The sequence below is a fragment of the Paenibacillus sp. L3-i20 genome, assembly GCF_022180385.2.
Lineage (GTDB): Bacteria > Bacillota > Bacilli > Paenibacillales > Paenibacillaceae > Pristimantibacillus.
In genome coordinates, this window is record NZ_BQME02000002.1 from 2,112,455 (window position 1) to 2,128,792 (window position 16,338).

The following is a 16,338-nucleotide window of genomic DNA, read 5'->3' on the forward strand; positions in this document are numbered from 1 at the left end:
AATAACGAAAGTTGCCTCTCCTACGAAAAAGCGCGGTATGCTTCATTAGAAACATACCGCGTCATTTCTTATCTATATTAATGTAGTTTTTTGCTTTATAAGCGTGTTATTCAAGTTCTTGCCTCGCTGCTTCCAAGGCATCGCCCAAATCTGCAATTAGATCATCAATATGCTCAATACCTACAGAGAATCGAAGAAGTTTATCGTCAACGCCAATCGCTTTACGAATTTCCTCAGGTATATCTGCATGTGTCTGCATAGCAGGATAGGTCATGAGCGACTCAACGCCACCTAAGCTTTCGGCGAAAGCGATTAGCTTAATATGCCTCAGGATTGGTTCTACATATCGAGCATCCTTTAGGCGGAATGAGAAGATACCCGTGTTTCCTGAAGATTGTTTATTCTGAATCTCATGACCAGGGTGATGCTGCAACGCAGGATAATATACTTCCTCAATAGCTGGATGTTCCATCAAATATTCCGCAAGTTTCGTAGCATTATATTGGTGACGCTCCATACGAAGTGCAAGCGTCTTCATGCCTCTCATAAGCAACCATGAATCTTGTGGACCCAAAACAGCGCCAATAGAGTTATGTAGAATTGCCATCTCCTTCGATAGTTCCTCACCTTTAGTAACGATAAGTCCTGCTAATACATCATTATGGCCGCCTAAATATTTGGTAGCACTATGAATTACGATGTCAGCCCCTAGCTCAATCGGACGCTGCAAGTAAGGTGTTAATAACGTGTTATCTACTATAGTAAGCAATCCCTTTGATTTAGCCCAGCCGCATACTCTTTCCAAATCTGTAATCATCATAAGCGGATTAGTAGGCGTTTCGATCAATACTGCTTTTGTATTCGATTGTACCAATAATGACATTGCGTCTATATCATTTGTATCAACATAGGAAGCAGTTACACCAAATCTAGACATAATTCTCTCTAAAAGTCGGTAAGTACCGCCATATAAGTCAAGCGAAACGATGAGATGATCTCCTTGACTGAAATATGCGAAAATTGTTTGCAGGGCAGCCATACCCGAACTACACGCAAAAGCTGCATCTCCGCCCTCTAATTTAGCAGCGGCTTCTTCAAGCACAGATCTTGTTGGACTTTTTGTACGAGCGTAATCAAAACCTGTACTTTGTCCTAATTGGGGGTGGCGAAATGCCGTTGCCTGATAGATTGGAAAACTAATAGCTCCTGTTACAGGCTCTTTTATTGAGCCGATTTGTGCCAACTGACTTTCAATTTTCATAATGTTTCGCAACTCCCTTTTTCAATTATTAGATGCCCGCGCCGAGATCATATGGCGTTTGCTGATAAACATAATAATTCAACCAATTAGAGAACAGAAGATTAGCATGGGATCTCCAAGTCGATAGAGGCATACGATCGGGATTATCTCCCGGGAAATAATTTTTGGGCAACTCAATGTTCATGCCTTTGGCAACATCACGATCATATTCATATTTAAGTGAGGTAGGATCATATTCGGAGTGCCCAGTCACGAAAATTTGTCTCCCATCACGTGATGCTACAATATAAATGCCAGAGTCTTCAGATTCCGACAATATTTCTAAATCTTCAACAAGTTCAATATCTTCGCGTCTTACTTCAGTATGACGCGATTGGGGTACAAAGAAAACTTCGTCAAATCCTCTTAATAACTGGACATTACGTTTCTCCACTGAATGCGAATAAACACCAAATATTTTTTGATCTAAATTATATTTAGGTACACCAAAATGATGATAAAGTCCTGCCTGTGAGGCCCAACATATATGGAATGTCGAAGTTACGTACTTTTTGCTCCAATCCATAATTTCTTGCAGTTCTTCCCAATAGTTCACTTCTTCAAAAGGCATGTGCTCAACAGGCGCACCCGTTATAACAAGACCGTCATAATACTCGTGTGAAATTTCGTCGAACGTTTTATAAAAGGATTCTAAATGATCCGCTGATGTATTTTTGGATGTATGGGTTCTTGGATGCAATAAAACAACTTCTACTTGCAGCGGTGTATTACCAATTAGACGAAGCAACTGCGTCTCAGTCGTTTCTTTAGTAGGCATTAAATTCAATATAGCAATGCGAAGTGGGCGAATATCTTGATGATAAGCAGTGCTTTCATCCATGACGAAAATGTTTTCATTACTTAATATTTCTTTCGCTGGTAAATGATCTGGTACTTTAATGGGCATACTAATCACTCCTAAATAAAGTTTGATAAAACAAAACTCACTTCGGAAGTTGGCAATAAAAAAGACCCTTTCTGCGTGAGAAAAGGTCGTCTGCTCGGAAAAGAAGCCATCCGCCTCTCTCATCTCTCAGAAACATAAATGTTTCCGCAAGAATTAGCACCGTGCATGTTATGCCGGTTGCCGGGCTTCATCGGGCTAGTCCCTCCGCCTGCTCTTGATAAGAAAGTAGTCTATTCAATTGTTGCTGTTCCAATTAATTTCACTTTAATGCATTCTTCTATTCCCGTCAAGAAGGGATCTGCATATACTAATGAAATGGAACCTCTGCGGTTATTTGACACTTGAATGTTCTGCCAATGCAGGAGTATACTAGACAAGAATTCGGACATTCAATCGACAATAAAGGAGTGTACAAGGACATGGAAGGTGATCGACCGAAGCCCGAAACAGATTCTAGAAGGCCGCTGTCTGTCAGCACGGAGCAAACAATATTCTTCCCGCGTTCCCACACACTCCCGTTGTGGACCTGAACCCGGAAAAAATTAATCTATAACAGTTAAGCTCATTTCTGACCGGCAGTCTCCTGTATGATGCGAGAGGAGAAACTGCTAATGAAAATAAGACATGTAATAAATGGTGTTTTCACACAGATTGAACAAATTGAACAAGCACTTGTTGCACCAAGCGAAGGCTTTTATTGGATAGATGCCGATGTTGAGGACTTAACTATTCTTCAGCCCTTGTTCGGCATGCATGATCTAGCCGTTGAAGATTGTTTAAACGAAGAGGAACAACGTCCCAAAATCGAAATATATGAAAATCATTACTTTATCGTTGCAAACAGCATACGATTTGACGATGAAGAAATTTTCCTTCGTGCTCTCAACATCTTTTTGGGTCGCCACTTCATCATTACAGTAACTAAACAGAAGATCAATGAGCTGCGATCACTGAAACCTATTCTTTGGGAACAGGAAGTCAGCAGACCTGATCAATTTCTATATTATTTAATCGATTTAGTCGTTGATAATTATTTCCTGGTTGGAGATCGAATCGATACTCGGATTGAAACTCTGGAAGTAGATATTCTCATTCACACGAAGAAGTCGCATCTAAACGAAATTATTGGACTTCGCAGCGAAATTCTTTGGGTAAAAAAGATGCTTGGCGCTCAGCGGGAACTTGTATTCACTTTGAATAAAAAAGAACTGAAGTTGATCGATGACCAGCTGCAGAAATATTTTAGTGATGTATACGAAAATGCATTAAAGATTGCTGAATCATTCGAAACATACCGCGATCTAATGGGCAACCTTCGCGAAGCTTATCAATCCAGTCTTTCGAGTCGCGCCAATGAAATCATGCGTGTGTTTACCGCAATTACGACAATATTCATGCCACTGACCTTCCTCACCGGTATATATGGAATGAACTTTGATAGGATACCAGGTTTACACTATCAGTTCGGAGCTTATATCTTGCTTGGCATAATGTTAATCTTGGGATTTGGCATGTTTTTCATCTTCCGCAAAAAGGAATGGCTCTAGTTGCCTTTCCTTTTTTTGCTGTGTGCATATTTATTAGATATAATGGATATATGACCAGTGAACATTCGCTATGTTGAAAGGGGGAATACCTGGACATGAATATTAGCCAATTAGAAACTTTGCTCACTATTTCCAAAACAATGAGCTTTCGAAAAGCTGGTGAGCTTCTCAATTTGACACAGCCTGCTGTATCTGCTCAGATCAAGAGCCTTGAAGATGAGTTCAAGACCGTATTGATTAACCGCAACCAACCCGTAACACTGACCGACCACGGCCAAGTATTTCTAGAACATGCAGAACGAATGTTAACGATTGTAGAAGAGCTGAAACAGAAGCTCGATGATTTAAATCATACGCCTCAAGGTCATATTTTGCTCGGAACAACTTCATCTATAGCTATACAAATTTTACCAAGAGTCCTTTCCTACTTCCAAAATCAATATCCGCTTATTAAAACGACGATTCATACGATGCCGTCTTCTCAAGTAATGACCAGTGTTGAAAATGGTTCCGTTGATGTTGGAATCACCTATTTAACCGAAAAAAATCCAAACGTTTCCTCATCCGTCCTTTATTACGATACTTTCGAACTTGTTGTATCACCAGATCATCCAATGAGCAACTTAAAACATACGACAGTAGACAAGCTAAGAGATATACCGATGATTATGTTAGCTCCCGATACGTTAGGAAGACGATTCATTGATGGAATTTTTCGGAAAAACAATATCCAACCGAATATTGTAATGGAACTTTCCAGCAGTGAGGAAGTTAAAAGGATGGTTGAGATTGATCTTGGCGCTGCTATTGTCTCCAAGCTTTCTATCCCAACGGAACTAAAGTTAGGCACACTCAAAAACATTAAAGTTCATGAACTGGAAACAAGTCATCCCGTAGGCGTCGTATACAAATCGGGACGATATTTGAATACAGCCATGCAGCAATTTCTTAGCGATTTGAGAGGTATGCCGGAGCATCAATTCATTAGCAGTGAGTAGGAGTGATCAGTTTGAAGTTTGATTTACATACCCATCATTTTAGATGCGGTCATGCGGACGGCAATATTGAAGATTACATTATTGCTGGAATTGACGCTGGTTTACAGGTAATCGGAATTTCAGACCACTCTCCATACTTCTATCACAACGAAGACCAGCCATTTCCCGGCGTTGCGATGGCAAGAAGCGATTTTGCGAATTATGTGAAAGAGGTACTTCGCTTAAAGGAGAAGTACTCGGGAGATATTGAAGTACTGCTTGGCATGGAATCTGATTTCTACCCCGAACATGCTGAAGTCTATCGTAATGCGTTTAAAGGGATACCTTTCGATTATATAATCGGATCTGTTCACAAGCTTGGTGGAGTAAGCATCTTTAATCGCAAACGGTGGAGCAAGCTTGATCCTTCACTACATATCGGTGAAAAAAATAACTATTACGACCTTATCAAACAATCAGCACGCAGCGGTATGTTTAATGTTTTGGGACATATCGATGCAATGAAAGGCTATTACCCGGCGTTCTCCGATATTCCTGCACACGATGCAATTGACGATGCATTAAAGACGATTGCGGAATGTAACGTTTCGATTGAAATCAATACTTCGGGAAGTACAAAGGATGTTGGCGGATGGTATCCTTCAGATGACATTTTGGAGCGAGCATTGCACTTTGGGGTTGAAGTAACTTTTGGGTCAGATGCTCACGTTCCAAGTCGTGTTGGGGATGAACTAGAGCTTGTTTCGGAGCGACTCAAGGAAATAGGCTTTAAGCATTGGGTTTTTTACCGAAATCGGGTACAAGTCAATGTTCCATTGTAAACATAGTCGATGAGGGGGGACGTTACGTTCCTCCTTTTTTTGTGTGTAATCAAATAACCTCTAACGTCATAACTTTTCCGGGCAAAAAAAAAGTGGACCCGCACGCAGCGGGTCCGAAGAGTTATATTAAAAGGGGGTCTTGCTTATTATAATAGCCCATCTATGTGATAACGGAGTAACAGCAATATTTCAATTGTGTAACAAATTTAGGAGCGTGGCATGCAATGTGGTTATTAACTGCTATCACAAGCGCACTTTTATTCGGACTTGCAAGCCTGACCTCTCCTCTTACGAATTTGAATATCGTGATTGTTGTTGCAATGTCTACTTGGTGGTATAACAAACCTCTCAGTGTGATGCAAGCTATTGGAATTTTGTTGCTTATGTTAGCTGGGTTAATATTCATTCGTTTATAAAGTACTTTTAGGCTTCGGGAGCTATATGTACTTACTTTTAGTTTGTTAGTATGCTACAATAGAATTACAAAAAGCGGGGTGATTCGGTTGGATTATTCGACAATGTGCCCAAGATATGAAGCTGCGGCTGATCTGCTAGGGAAAAAGTGGACGGGAAGAATTATTCGGGTTCTCCTTGGTGGTCCGAAGAGATTTAAAGATATGAAGGAACAAATTCCCGAAATGAGCGATAAAATGTTAACTGATCGAATGAAGGAACTGGAGATGTGTGGCATTGTCATTCGTCAAGTATATCCAGAAATGCCTGTTCGAATTGAATATGAGCTAACACCAAAAGGAAGAGATCTGCAGCCTGTAATTGAATCCATTCAAGCTTGGGGCGAGAAGTGGATTTCTAGTTGCTAATCTCCAAAACAAAAACCCGCCAATTCGGCGGTTTTTTTTGTTTGAATTAGGTTATTATGCGATAAAATATTATATTTCAAAAATCAGTGTACATGAGAATCATAAATGGAGTAATTGAGCCAAACTTCTCCGCCACATGTTATGTAATCTCTTACAATAACAAAATGAACAACGATTGGCCTTTATTAGCCCCCTCTTCCCTTAGTAGGATAAAAACTAATGTTTAGCTACTGGTAGTTTCAAAATTAAGCTTCAGGATAATATATGAACACATTTTCAAGCGACAAGAGGCCGATAATCCAATTATTAGCGGGCGATTGACAAATAGCATCCAATCCATTACCATTGATAATAATTATCAATATCATATATAAAAAAAAGTCCAACACCCAATCGCGCCGCGGCGATCGAGTGCTAGACTTCTTAATATCGCAGCAACACTGCGATTGTAATTGCACTAAATACCAAGCCATTTCTTAAACAGATGCTTCGTAGTGTCCTTGTTCATAGCAGCAATTGATGTCGTAAGCGGAATGCCCTTCGGACAAGAGCGTACACAGTTTTGAGAGTTACCACAGCCCTCAATACCACCATCAGTCATAAGAGCGTCTAGACGCTCTTCCTGATTCATCTCGCCCGTAGGGTGAGCATTGAACAGGCGAACTTGCGAAATCGCTGCAGGCCCGATAAAGCTGTTACGATCGTTAACGTTAGGACATGATTCTAGGCAAACACCACATGTCATACACTTCGACAGCTCGTACGCCCATTGACGCTTCGACTCAGCCATACGAGGTCCAGGACCAAGATCGTAAGTTCCATCAATCGGAATCCATGCTTTTACCTTTTTCAAGGCATTGAACATACGCTCACGATTGATGACCAAGTCACGAACGACTGGGAATGTGCGCATTGGCTCTAGCTTGATTGGCTGCTCCAGTTTATCAACCAAAGCGCTGCACGCTTGACGCGGTTTGCCATTGATCACCATTGAGCAGGCGCCGCATACTTCTTCCAAGCAGTTGGAATCCCAACATACTGGTGATGTTTTGGACCCATCAGCCTTGAGCGGATTACGCTGAATTTCCATCAAGCCGCTAATAACGTTCATATTAGGACGATAAGGAATTTCGAATTCTTCCGTATATGACTGTGATTCCGGTGAATCTTGACGAGAAATAATAAACTTGACGGTTTTGGTAGCGACAGTCGTTTCAGCCATGATTAATCTCCTTTCTTCTTATCAGTAGAGTAATCGCGCTTACGAGGTGCGATAAGACTTACGTCGATATCTTCATAAGAAATTTTTGGGCCTTCAGGAGTCCACGAAGCAATCGTAGATTTCATGAATTGATCATCATTACGATCAGGGAATTCAGGTTTGTAATGCGCTCCACGGCTCTCGTTACGCATTAATGCACCTAGTGTCATCGCTTCAGAAAGTTCAATCATATTCCATAGCTGACGAGTGAATGCAACACCTGCATTGTTCCACTGTGCTGTATCATTAATGTTGATGTTGCGGTAACGCTGTTTTAATTCCTTAATCTTGCCGATTGTTGCTTCCAGCTTATCGTTGAAACGTACAACCGTCATGTTGTTGGTCATCCACTCGCCAAGCTCTTTATGAATGACATAAGCATTTTCTGTACCATTCATGCCGATAATGCTGTTGTATTTCTCTGTATGACGCTTTGTATCACGATCAAATACAGATGACGAAATATCTTCAGCAGATTTCTTAAGGCCTTTAATGTACTCAACCGCTTTTGGTCCAGCAACCATACCGCCGTAAATAGCGGAAAGCAAGGAGTTGGCACCTAGACGATTTGCACCATGATACTGGTACTCACACTCGCCAGCTGCGAACAAACCAGGAACGTTGGTCATTTGATTGTAGTCAACCCACATACCGCCCATGGAATAATGAACTGCCGGGAAAATTTTCATTGGAATTTTCCGTGGATCGTCGCCCATAAATTTCTCGTAAATTTCGATAATACCGCCAAGCTTAACATCAAGCTCTTTCGGATCTTTATGAGACAAATCAAGATAAACCATATTCTCACCATTGATGCCTAGCTTCTCATCTACGCACACATGGAAGATTTCACGAGTCGCGATATCACGAGGTACAAGGTTTCCGTATGCAGGATATTTCTCTTCTAGGAAGTACCACGGCTTACCGTCCTTGTATGTCCATACACGACCGCCTTCACCACGAGCTGATTCTGACATTAGACGAAGCTTGTCATCCCCAGGAATAGCTGTCGGGTGAATTTGGATAAACTCTCCGTTTGCGTAATTAACGCCTTGTTGATATACCGCACTTGCGGCAGTACCTGTATTAATAACTGAGTTTGTTGTTTTTCCGAAAATAATGCCAGGACCGCCTGATGCCAAAATAACTGCATCTGCACGTACTGTCAACACTTCCATAGAACGCAAATCTTGTGCCGATATGCCGCGACATACGCCATCATCATCTAATACAGCGCCAAGGAATTCCCAATGCTCGAACTTGTTAACAAGTCCAGCTGCTTCCCAACGACGAACTTGCTCATCAAGTGCATATAGCAATTGCTGGCCTGTTGTAGCTCCCGCAAATGCAGTACGGTGATATTTTGTACCGCCGAAACGACGGAAATCAAGCAAACCTTCAGATGTACGGCTGAACATAACGCCCATACGGTCCATCAAATGGATAATACCAGGTGCTGCGTCACACATTGCTTTAACTGGAGGCTGGTTAGCTAAGAAGTCTCCACCGTAAACAGTGTCATCAAAATGCTCCCATGGTGAATCTCCTTCACCTTTCGTATTAACCGCACCGTTAATACCGCCCTGTGCGCATACGGAGTGAGAGCGCTTAACCGGTACAAGGGAGAACAAGTCAACGTGTACGCCGGCTTCCGCTGCTTTAATAGTCGCCATCAAACCGGCAAGTCCGCCGCCGACTACGATAATTTTATTTTTTGCCATTACGCTTCGCTCCTTGTCTTCAAAACTATCCGATGTTCGACCATGCTAGTACAGCACTTGCAGCTTCTTTAAACTCGTCGCCGCTGAACGCAATTAGAGAAAGAATAAAAAGTGTAGATAGTACTACAAACACGCCCATACAAATAAATGATGAAATGCGTTGTGCTTTCGGTCCAATCGTAATACCCCAGCTAATTAAAAATGCCCATAGACCATTGCTGAAATGGAATACAGCAGCTAGAACACCGATAACATAAAGCGTAAACATAACCGGGCTGCTAGCTATATGGTTCATCGTTGAACCAAGCTCTTCATGAGTAATATTGCCTAAGTACACCTGCATTCTTGTCTGATACACATGCCAGAAAACGAATACAAAAGTAATCACACCTGTAACCCGCTGAGCTGTAAATGCCCAGTTGCGGCCATACTGGAAGCGCCCCGTATTCGAGTTCGATTGATAGGCGACGTATAGACCATAAATACCGTGAAACAATAGCGGGAGGTAAATCATGAAGATTTCTAGAAATGGCAACAGCGGCATGCTGTTGATGAGCTCAACACCCTTGTTAAACCCCTCAGGTCCACGCTCATGTGCTTGGTAGTTCGTCAATCCATGCACAACAATGAACCCGCCCAGTGGAATAATCCCGAGAAGCGAGTGCAATTTGCGCGAGAAATACGAATTTCCTTTCATTTTTCCTTCTCCTTTCAAGTCTGTAATTCCCATTCTGTAGTTAACAAACCATTCAACATTGTAACGCTATCTTCTACCCCCGTCAACAATTGTCGACACATATTTGCCACACTTCCATCCTACCCTTTTTCAGCTTATAATGGAATTGCTTATTGTTTATAATTTCTTATAACAAAATGACATAAGGGGACCTGTATTGCCATGTATGAGGAGCTTGAAGTATTCACTGTAATTGTCGAGCAATCAAGTATGAATAAAGCTTCCGCTCTGCTTAATCTATCACAACCTGCGCTTTCGCGAAAAATTGCTAAGCTCGAAGGAGAGATTGGCGTCGAGTTGTTCAGACGCGTTGGAAAAAGATTGGAACTTACCCGAATTGGGCAACTTACTTATGAACATGCTTTAGAACTAAGGCAACTTCATCGGACTTACATGGGCACAGTAGCAGAATTTACAGCGACAGGTCGAACTTCATTGACGATAGGAGCCAGCCTAACTACACTGCAAACGACATTGCCTGATCTCATTCAATCACTCACATCCGCTCACCCTGAATTTGATATTAAAGCAGTAACGGGCAAGACGCATGAAATTATTTCCTATGTGAGAGAACATAAAGTAGATATTGGGATCGTCGCCTCCAGCATCGAAGATTCCTCTTTACGCTGCATTCCATTATTCGACGATCATCTTCTGCTGGTGTTACCGCGGAATCATGTTGTCACAGAAAAGGGATCGCTTCATATTGAAGATTTAAATGGATTGCCTATGATATTATTTTCAAAAGGCACCTGGTACCGTATTATGACTGATGAGTTATTCGACTCCTACAAAATTTCGCCAGACGTTCGAATGGAAATCGATTCCTTTGAAGCCATTCTAAGGCTACTGCACACATGCCGTGCTGGTACATTGCTACCAAAATCGTATATGCGTGAACAATTGCTTCAGGATAACGATCTTATTGTTGTGCCGATTAGTGAACTGGAAAATGCGAAGCGGACAACCTCTCTTATTCATGTTGACCCTGCAGCATTAAGTCCCTCCATTCGTCTATGCATCAATGAAATAGCAGCAAAATTTAATTGATATAATTATTGCCATATTAGATCCACCGAATCCATACATATTAGAAAACATACTTTCTGACAAGCACCATTGGATAAATCAGGTATGCCTGTGATAAGGTAGTGAGAGGTCAAACAAACTTACATAGTAGAGGTGAAGTATGACAGAACAGATCAAATCGCAAGAATGGAAAAAGTTTATTTTGCCAGCTATTATATTGGCAGCAATCTTTATTTTAATGGAAATTGTTCCCTCATTTGTATCCATGAACAAACATGAATATGGCGGAAAAGCAATCGAAAAAGCTGTCGCAGAGCAAAGGGCAATGGATTTTGCCAAAGAGCAAACGGGCTTGCAAATTAGTTCTGCAAAAGTTGTACATCAGTCTAATAAGCTGGTAACAGGCTACATTGCTAAAGAAAAGCTTCAAGAATCTTTTGAAAAAAAATATGATAGTCAATTTCCAACGGATACGTTTCAAGTCAACGTAAATTTTGCAGACAAAATGGGACATGGTTTCGTTTATATACACATGTACAACGAAAAAATTGTTGGTTGGAACTTTAGCGTTATTCCAGTAAATAAATTAGGTTTAGATGAGCAAATGGAAGCTATTCAGCGCTTTTTGCTTGGAGGACAATTCAATGGAACTGCATTAAATGATGAAAAGTTCTATAATAACGGTGAGTGGACTGCTTATCCTAATGGCTATTCGATTGGAGAAGCGAAACTGAAATTAACTGCTCGAGCGGAGTCCATTAACGGGCAAGATGTGATTACTAACTACAAGCCTGAATTTATAGTTCCTGACGATTACAAGGATTACGTAAAAGAACAAGATACATTGGCTGGTTGGCTTACTGGCGTAGGGTACGTACTAACGAGTATTTTGTTAGGAATACTTGCGATCATCTATGCAATCCTGTACCGCAAACATACTTCCTTTAAATATGGCATAGTTTTGACTCTTTTCTTCTTCATTTGTTATCTAATTATGAATTTGTCCGTTATGGACGGACTTATTGCTTCGCAAGGTGAAGAACCTATGCAAGAAGGCATGATTTTGTTCACACAAATAATGACGGTTATTCTAGCTATTCCATTAGCTGCTTCCGTATACATCTCAATTGTTGCAGGAGATGGCTTATGGAAAGCTCAAGGCCGTAATCTATGGCCTAGACTCCGTGAACCGGGATATGGCAATTATGTATGGCGTAGTATGGGATTATCCTATTTGTTTGCTATCATCCTGTTAGGCTTGCAACCCATTTTGTTTTTTATACTTGAAAAGTTAATCGGTACTTGGGGCGCTAGTGATGTGACGATGTCCCCTTACAATATTAGTGTGCTGTGGCTAATGCCTGTACTTGCTTGGGCAGCTGCCATTATGGAAGAAGCAGTATTCCGGTTTTTCGGTATTGGACTATTCCGGAAGTGGTTCCGCCATACGTTTGCAGCCGCAATCTTCCCAACATTATTCTGGGCACTTGGGCATGTGCTTTATCCTTTCTACCCATCAACAACTAGATTGTTTGAGCTTATGATCATTGGCTTACTTTTCAGCTTTATATTCGTTAGATACGGTTTTATAACGGCAATGTTTACCCATGCGATCTTTAACAGCGTCGCAGTTGGAACCTCGATGATTATGGTCGGTACGGCGACCGATATCGTCTCAGCAGTGTTCTTCATTCTATTGCCGATATTAATTGCGTTTGTTCTTAAAATATGGAGCAACAAAAAAGGAACGAACCCGCCGATTACGACGGATCGTCCCTTAGAGCAGCAATAATTTCTGCAGCTAGCTTATCACCGATTGAGAGAGGCCTGAAGTCTTCGACTGAGGCCTCTTTTATTTTTTTGAGGGAGCCAAAATGCTTTAACATCGCCTTACGTCGTTTCTCACCTATGCCTGGAATGGAGTCCAAGCGTGATTCCACCATAGATTTAGCTCGTGTTTCACGATGGAATGTAATTGCGAATCGATGCACTTCGTCTTGAATTCTTTGGAGCAAATAAAACTCCTGACTATCTCTCGGTAGCGGTACAATTTCTGCTGGATCACCAACCATAAGCTGCGCAGTTTTATGCTTAGCATCCTTCACAAGACCACATACTGGAATATACAGACCCAGTTCATTTTCTAGAACGTCAAGAGCAGCTGTAATCTGCCCCTTACCTCCATCCACAACAATTAGATCAGGCATCGTAAGGCCTTCCTTAAGCACCCTCTCATAACGTCTGCGGATAACCTCTCTCATCGTCCCATAATCATCTGGTCCAACTACAGTCTTTACTTTATACTTGCGGTATTCTTTACGATCAGGCTTGCCGTCTGTAAATACAACCATAGCCGAAACCGGATTTGTCCCTTGAATATTAGAGTTATCAAAAGCCTCGATTCGATGTACCCTATCCATACCTAGCCAGTCCGCAAGCGATTGTGAAGCCTTTACGCTTCGCGCCTCATCTCGCTCGATAAGTCTAAACTTTTCATCCAGCATTACTTTTGCATTTTCCTGCGCCATACTTACAACTTCGTTTTTACGCCCTCTTTGCGGCATCAGCACTTTCACCTTCAGCCAGCTATGAAGAGAAGCAATAACTTCATCTTCTTGTTCTTCATCGGAATCGACCGAACGAGGTAACAAAATTTGTTTCGGCAATGCAGGATTATCACTATAATATTGCGTTACAAAGGTCATGAAATCATCAAACTCTTCTCCGTAGTAAGGGAACGTTGTACCGTGACGCTCGATAAGTTTACCTTTTCTCATATACAAAATTTGTACACACATCCAGCCTTTATCAACCGCGTATCCGAATATATCCCGGTCCATCGCATCCGACATCGTAATTTTTTGTTTCTCCATTACAGCGTCGATTGCTATGAGCTGATCTCTATATTCCTTCGCTCGCTCAAATTCAAGCGCTTCAGCTGCTTCGCCCATCTTACGCTCCAGCTCAGCTTTTACAACATCTTCGCCGCCATTTAAGAAGCGAGTAATTTCATTAATCATCGTATCGTAGGTTTGCTGCTCCACTTCGTACTCGCATGGCGCAACGCATTGTCCCAAATGATAATACAGACATACTTTGTCCGGCAGCGTTTTGCATTTGCGCAGCGGATACAAACGGTCAAGCAGCTTCTTCGTTTGTTGTGCTGCAAAAGCATTCGGATAAGGACCAAAATATTTACCTTTATCTTTTACAATTCTCCTCGTAACTTCAAGCTTCGGATGTGCTTCATTCGTAATTTTAATATATGGAAAGGTCTTATCATCCTTAAGCAATACGTTATAACGGGGTTGATGCTGCTTAATCAAGTTGCACTCCAGTATAAGTGCCTCCATGTTGCTTGCCGTAACGATAAACTCAAAATCCACAATTTCAGAAACTAACTTTTGCGTCTTTGCGTTGTGACTTCCAATAAAATAAGATCTGACACGATTTTTGAGCACCTTCGCCTTGCCCACATATATAATAACGCCATCTCGATTTTTCATTAAATAACAGCCAGACTTGTCAGGCAATAGAGCTAATTTATTCCGAATGGACTCCTTAACTGCCGCTTGATCCTTTGGGTCCATTTCATCTATTTGGTCCATATCGATTCCCCTCCGATTACCTTTCGCTTCTGTTCACATTTTAGCATACTCATTGTCCATTTTGTTTTACAATTATGACCGAAAGCTTCTTTACAATTGTTTAGAAGTTTGGGTATACTATTGAAAGTACTAGGTCTAGGCGTATGCTTATGACGAAAAGTTTGCTCTGCAAGCTTTGAAGGGAGACGTCAACGATGGAGAACGTTAGAGATCCGCGCGAACATTATAACGAAGAACCCCGTCATGATTTGATGGATGTAGTGTTCGGCTTCGGAGGCATGCTTGCCTTCATGACTGTTGTATTTGCAGTTGCGGTAATCGTAAAGTTTGTAATCTCTTAACAAAGGGAAAAGCTCCGAACTTTCGGCAATTAGCCGTTTAAGCTCGGAGCTTTTTTATATTGGATACGCAAACTACTGCACAGCTCTTAATGACTCACTTTCTGCTGATTGTTGTCCTTTATCGCGGGTGTTAGTTGACTTAGCCCCTTCTTTCGAAGACTGCTTCTGAGCTGCCGGTGTATCATAACGAGTTCTTTCCGTACGATCGATTTGAACGATCCGCCCATCATGAACGGTAATAATAACTTGCCCATACTGTAACCCGCTCACTTGATTCAAAATTCTATCCTGCCACACTACATCAACTTCTAATGGCTTTGCCATATAAATCCCCTCCATATTATAAAATTAGTCGGAATTATGTCGAACTTGTATGATGCGCAGCAGATTTCCACTCTACTATCGCTTTTACAATCAACGTTACAACAGCAAGCATCACTAGTAATGAGGCAACGGCAAATGCAGCAGAAAATTGATATTCGTTATAGACAATTTCAACATGCAGCGGTAAAGTATTTGTTTGCCCTCGAATATGACCTGACACGACCGACACGGCACCAAATTCACCCATGGCACGGGCATTGCTTAATATGATTCCATACAGCAACCCCCACTTAATATTTGGAAGAGTTACTCGCCAGAAGATAGACCACCCACGTGCCCCAAGGCTCGCTGCCGCTTCTTCCTCCTGTACACCCTGCGCTTGCATAAGCGGGATTAACTCCCTAGCCACAAACGGTACCGTTACAAATATCGTCGCCAGTACAATACCCGGTATTGCGAATATGATCTGGATGCCTTGATCATCTAGCCATGGACCTAAAAACCCTTGTGCACCAAATAATAGTACATAGATAAGTCCTGCAATAACAGGTGATACAGCGAAAGGAAGATCAATCAGCGTAATCAAAAAGTTTTTACCTTTGAAACTAAACTTGCTGATTGCCCATGCTGCTGCAATCCCAAAAATCGTATTTATGGGTACTGCAATTAAAGCAACAATTAATGTTAGCTTAAGAGCTGATAGTGCATCAGGTTCTGACAATGCTTTAAAGTAAACAGAAGCACCTTTCCTGAATGCTTCAACAAAGACAGAAGCAAGCGGCATTACTACGATGAGTCCCAAAAATAATAATGCGATTCCAATGAGCAGCCATTGAACGAACAAAGGCTCAGTATTATGCTTTGGCCGTTTAGAATCTTCCTTTGGCGCATATACAGTTATAGCACCAGCCATATTGATCTCCT

The 16,338-nt window shown here is 41.5% G+C and carries 16 protein-coding genes and 1 riboswitch; of the genes, 8 read left to right on the forward strand and 8 right to left on the reverse strand.

All coding sequences use genetic code 11. The features are described from left to right. Positions 1-106: 106 nt before the first annotated feature. Both MFF31_RS23530 and metA read right to left on the reverse strand, forming a co-directional pair. The gene (locus tag MFF31_RS23530; protein WP_238191516.1) at positions 107-1,261 is read right to left on the reverse strand and encodes a PLP-dependent transferase; all 1,155 of its coding nucleotides are present in this window, start codon (positions 1,259-1,261) and stop codon (positions 107-109) included. 28 nt (positions 1,262-1,289) lie between these two features. Then, positions 1,290-2,207, reverse strand: a complete 918-nt coding sequence (gene metA, locus MFF31_RS23535) for a homoserine O-acetyltransferase MetA (RefSeq protein ID WP_238191517.1) — start codon at positions 2,205-2,207, stop codon at positions 1,290-1,292. 116 nt (positions 2,208-2,323) lie between these two features. Further along, positions 2,324-2,431: riboswitch (SAM riboswitch) on the reverse strand. A 387-nt stretch (positions 2,432-2,818) separates the two neighbouring features. Between metA and corA the strand changes: the two genes are divergently transcribed. The 5 genes from corA to MFF31_RS23560 all read left to right on the forward strand — a co-directional run bounded on the left by corA (position 2,819) and on the right by MFF31_RS23560 (position 6,394). Then, positions 2,819-3,754, forward strand: a complete 936-nt coding sequence (corA, locus tag MFF31_RS23540; RefSeq protein ID WP_238191519.1) for a magnesium/cobalt transporter CorA — start codon at positions 2,819-2,821, stop codon at positions 3,752-3,754. 95 nt (positions 3,755-3,849) lie between these two features. Then, on the forward strand, positions 3,850-4,752 hold the full coding sequence (locus tag MFF31_RS23545) for a LysR family transcriptional regulator (protein WP_238191521.1): 903 nt from the start codon (positions 3,850-3,852) through the stop codon (positions 4,750-4,752). Positions 4,753-4,763: 11 nt separating this feature from the next. After that, positions 4,764-5,573, forward strand: coding sequence for a histidinol-phosphatase (locus MFF31_RS23550; RefSeq protein WP_238191523.1), 810 nt, complete (start codon positions 4,764-4,766; stop codon positions 5,571-5,573). 224 nt (positions 5,574-5,797) lie between these two features. Next, positions 5,798-5,989, forward strand: coding sequence for a hypothetical protein (locus MFF31_RS23555; RefSeq protein ID WP_238191525.1), 192 nt, complete (start codon positions 5,798-5,800; stop codon positions 5,987-5,989). A gap of 87 nt (positions 5,990-6,076) precedes the next feature. After that, the gene (locus tag MFF31_RS23560; RefSeq protein ID WP_282570577.1) at positions 6,077-6,394 is read left to right on the forward strand and encodes a winged helix-turn-helix transcriptional regulator; all 318 of its coding nucleotides are present in this window, start codon (positions 6,077-6,079) and stop codon (positions 6,392-6,394) included. 457 nt (positions 6,395-6,851) lie between these two features. Here MFF31_RS23560 and sdhB read toward each other — a convergent pair whose 3' ends face one another. Genes sdhB through MFF31_RS23575 form a run of 3 tightly spaced genes read right to left on the reverse strand, consistent with a single transcriptional unit; the run spans position 6,852 to position 10,073 of the window. Further along, positions 6,852-7,616 carry a succinate dehydrogenase iron-sulfur subunit gene (gene sdhB, locus MFF31_RS23565; RefSeq protein ID WP_238191527.1) on the reverse strand — a complete coding sequence of 255 codons (765 nt, stop codon included), beginning with the start codon at positions 7,614-7,616 and terminating at the stop codon, positions 6,852-6,854. Positions 7,617-7,618: 2 nt separating this feature from the next. After that, positions 7,619-9,376, reverse strand: a complete 1,758-nt coding sequence (gene sdhA / locus MFF31_RS23570; RefSeq protein ID WP_238191529.1) for a succinate dehydrogenase flavoprotein subunit — start codon at positions 9,374-9,376, stop codon at positions 7,619-7,621. Between the two features lie 25 nt (positions 9,377-9,401). After that, positions 9,402-10,073, reverse strand: a complete 672-nt coding sequence (locus MFF31_RS23575) for a succinate dehydrogenase cytochrome b558 subunit (protein ID WP_238191531.1) — start codon at positions 10,071-10,073, stop codon at positions 9,402-9,404. Positions 10,074-10,274: 201 nt separating this feature from the next. Between MFF31_RS23575 and MFF31_RS23580 the strand changes: the two genes are divergently transcribed. Both MFF31_RS23580 and MFF31_RS23585 read left to right on the forward strand, forming a co-directional pair. Then, positions 10,275-11,162, forward strand: a complete 888-nt coding sequence (locus tag MFF31_RS23580) for a LysR family transcriptional regulator (protein ID WP_238191533.1) — start codon at positions 10,275-10,277, stop codon at positions 11,160-11,162. A gap of 139 nt (positions 11,163-11,301) precedes the next feature. Then, entirely contained in the window at positions 11,302-12,933 is a 1,632-nt protein-coding gene (locus tag MFF31_RS23585) for a CPBP family intramembrane glutamic endopeptidase (RefSeq protein ID WP_238191534.1), read from the forward strand. Here the strand turns inward: MFF31_RS23585 and uvrC are convergent. Further along, complete coding sequence (gene uvrC / locus MFF31_RS23590) at positions 12,902-14,749, reverse strand: excinuclease ABC subunit UvrC (protein ID WP_238191536.1); 1,848 nt, start codon at positions 14,747-14,749, stop codon at positions 12,902-12,904. The two genes, MFF31_RS23585 and uvrC, sit on opposite strands and share 32 nt — an antisense overlap. Positions 14,750-14,943: 194 nt before the next feature. Here uvrC and MFF31_RS23595 point away from each other — a divergent pair, with 194 nt between their 5' ends. Further along, positions 14,944-15,090 carry a YqzM family protein gene (locus MFF31_RS23595; RefSeq protein ID WP_238191537.1) on the forward strand — a complete coding sequence of 49 codons (147 nt, stop codon included), beginning with the start codon at positions 14,944-14,946 and terminating at the stop codon, positions 15,088-15,090. Between the two features lie 72 nt (positions 15,091-15,162). Here MFF31_RS23595 and MFF31_RS23600 read toward each other — a convergent pair whose 3' ends face one another. Then, positions 15,163-15,414, reverse strand: coding sequence for a YezD family protein (locus MFF31_RS23600; RefSeq protein WP_238191539.1), 252 nt, complete (start codon positions 15,412-15,414; stop codon positions 15,163-15,165). A 34-nt stretch (positions 15,415-15,448) separates the two neighbouring features. Continuing rightward, on the reverse strand, positions 15,449-16,327 hold the full coding sequence (gene cysW, locus MFF31_RS23605; RefSeq protein WP_238191540.1) for a sulfate ABC transporter permease subunit CysW: 879 nt from the start codon (positions 16,325-16,327) through the stop codon (positions 15,449-15,451). Positions 16,328-16,338: the final 11 nt, after the last annotated feature.

Excerpts from the sequence above, each read along its gene's own strand:
- MFF31_RS23530 (WP_238191516.1), bottom strand. The coding sequence starts at position 1,261 with ATGAAAATTGAAAGTCAGTTGGCACAAATCGGCTCAATAAAAGAGCCT.
- metA (WP_238191517.1), bottom strand. The coding sequence starts at position 2,207 with ATGCCCATTAAAGTACCAGATCATTTACCAGCGAAAGAAATATTAAGT.
- corA (WP_238191519.1), top strand. The coding sequence starts at position 2,819 with ATGAAAATAAGACATGTAATAAATGGTGTTTTCACACAGATTGAACAA.
- MFF31_RS23545 (WP_238191521.1), top strand. The coding sequence starts at position 3,850 with ATGAATATTAGCCAATTAGAAACTTTGCTCACTATTTCCAAAACAATG.
- MFF31_RS23555 (WP_238191525.1), top strand. The coding sequence starts at position 5,798 with ATGTGGTTATTAACTGCTATCACAAGCGCACTTTTATTCGGACTTGCA.
- sdhB (WP_238191527.1), bottom strand. The coding sequence starts at position 7,616 with ATGGCTGAAACGACTGTCGCTACCAAAACCGTCAAGTTTATTATTTCT.
- sdhA (WP_238191529.1), bottom strand. The coding sequence starts at position 9,376 with ATGGCAAAAAATAAAATTATCGTAGTCGGCGGCGGACTTGCCGGTTTG.
- MFF31_RS23575 (WP_238191531.1), bottom strand. The coding sequence starts at position 10,073 with ATGAAAGGAAATTCGTATTTCTCGCGCAAATTGCACTCGCTTCTCGGG.
- MFF31_RS23580 (WP_238191533.1), top strand. The coding sequence starts at position 10,275 with ATGTATGAGGAGCTTGAAGTATTCACTGTAATTGTCGAGCAATCAAGT.
- MFF31_RS23585 (WP_238191534.1), top strand. The coding sequence starts at position 11,302 with ATGACAGAACAGATCAAATCGCAAGAATGGAAAAAGTTTATTTTGCCA.
- uvrC (WP_238191536.1), bottom strand. The coding sequence starts at position 14,749 with ATGGACCAAATAGATGAAATGGACCCAAAGGATCAAGCGGCAGTTAAG.
- MFF31_RS23595 (WP_238191537.1), top strand. The coding sequence starts at position 14,944 with ATGGAGAACGTTAGAGATCCGCGCGAACATTATAACGAAGAACCCCGT.
- MFF31_RS23600 (WP_238191539.1), bottom strand. The coding sequence starts at position 15,414 with ATGGCAAAGCCATTAGAAGTTGATGTAGTGTGGCAGGATAGAATTTTG.
- cysW (WP_238191540.1), bottom strand. The coding sequence starts at position 16,327 with ATGGCTGGTGCTATAACTGTATATGCGCCAAAGGAAGATTCTAAACGG.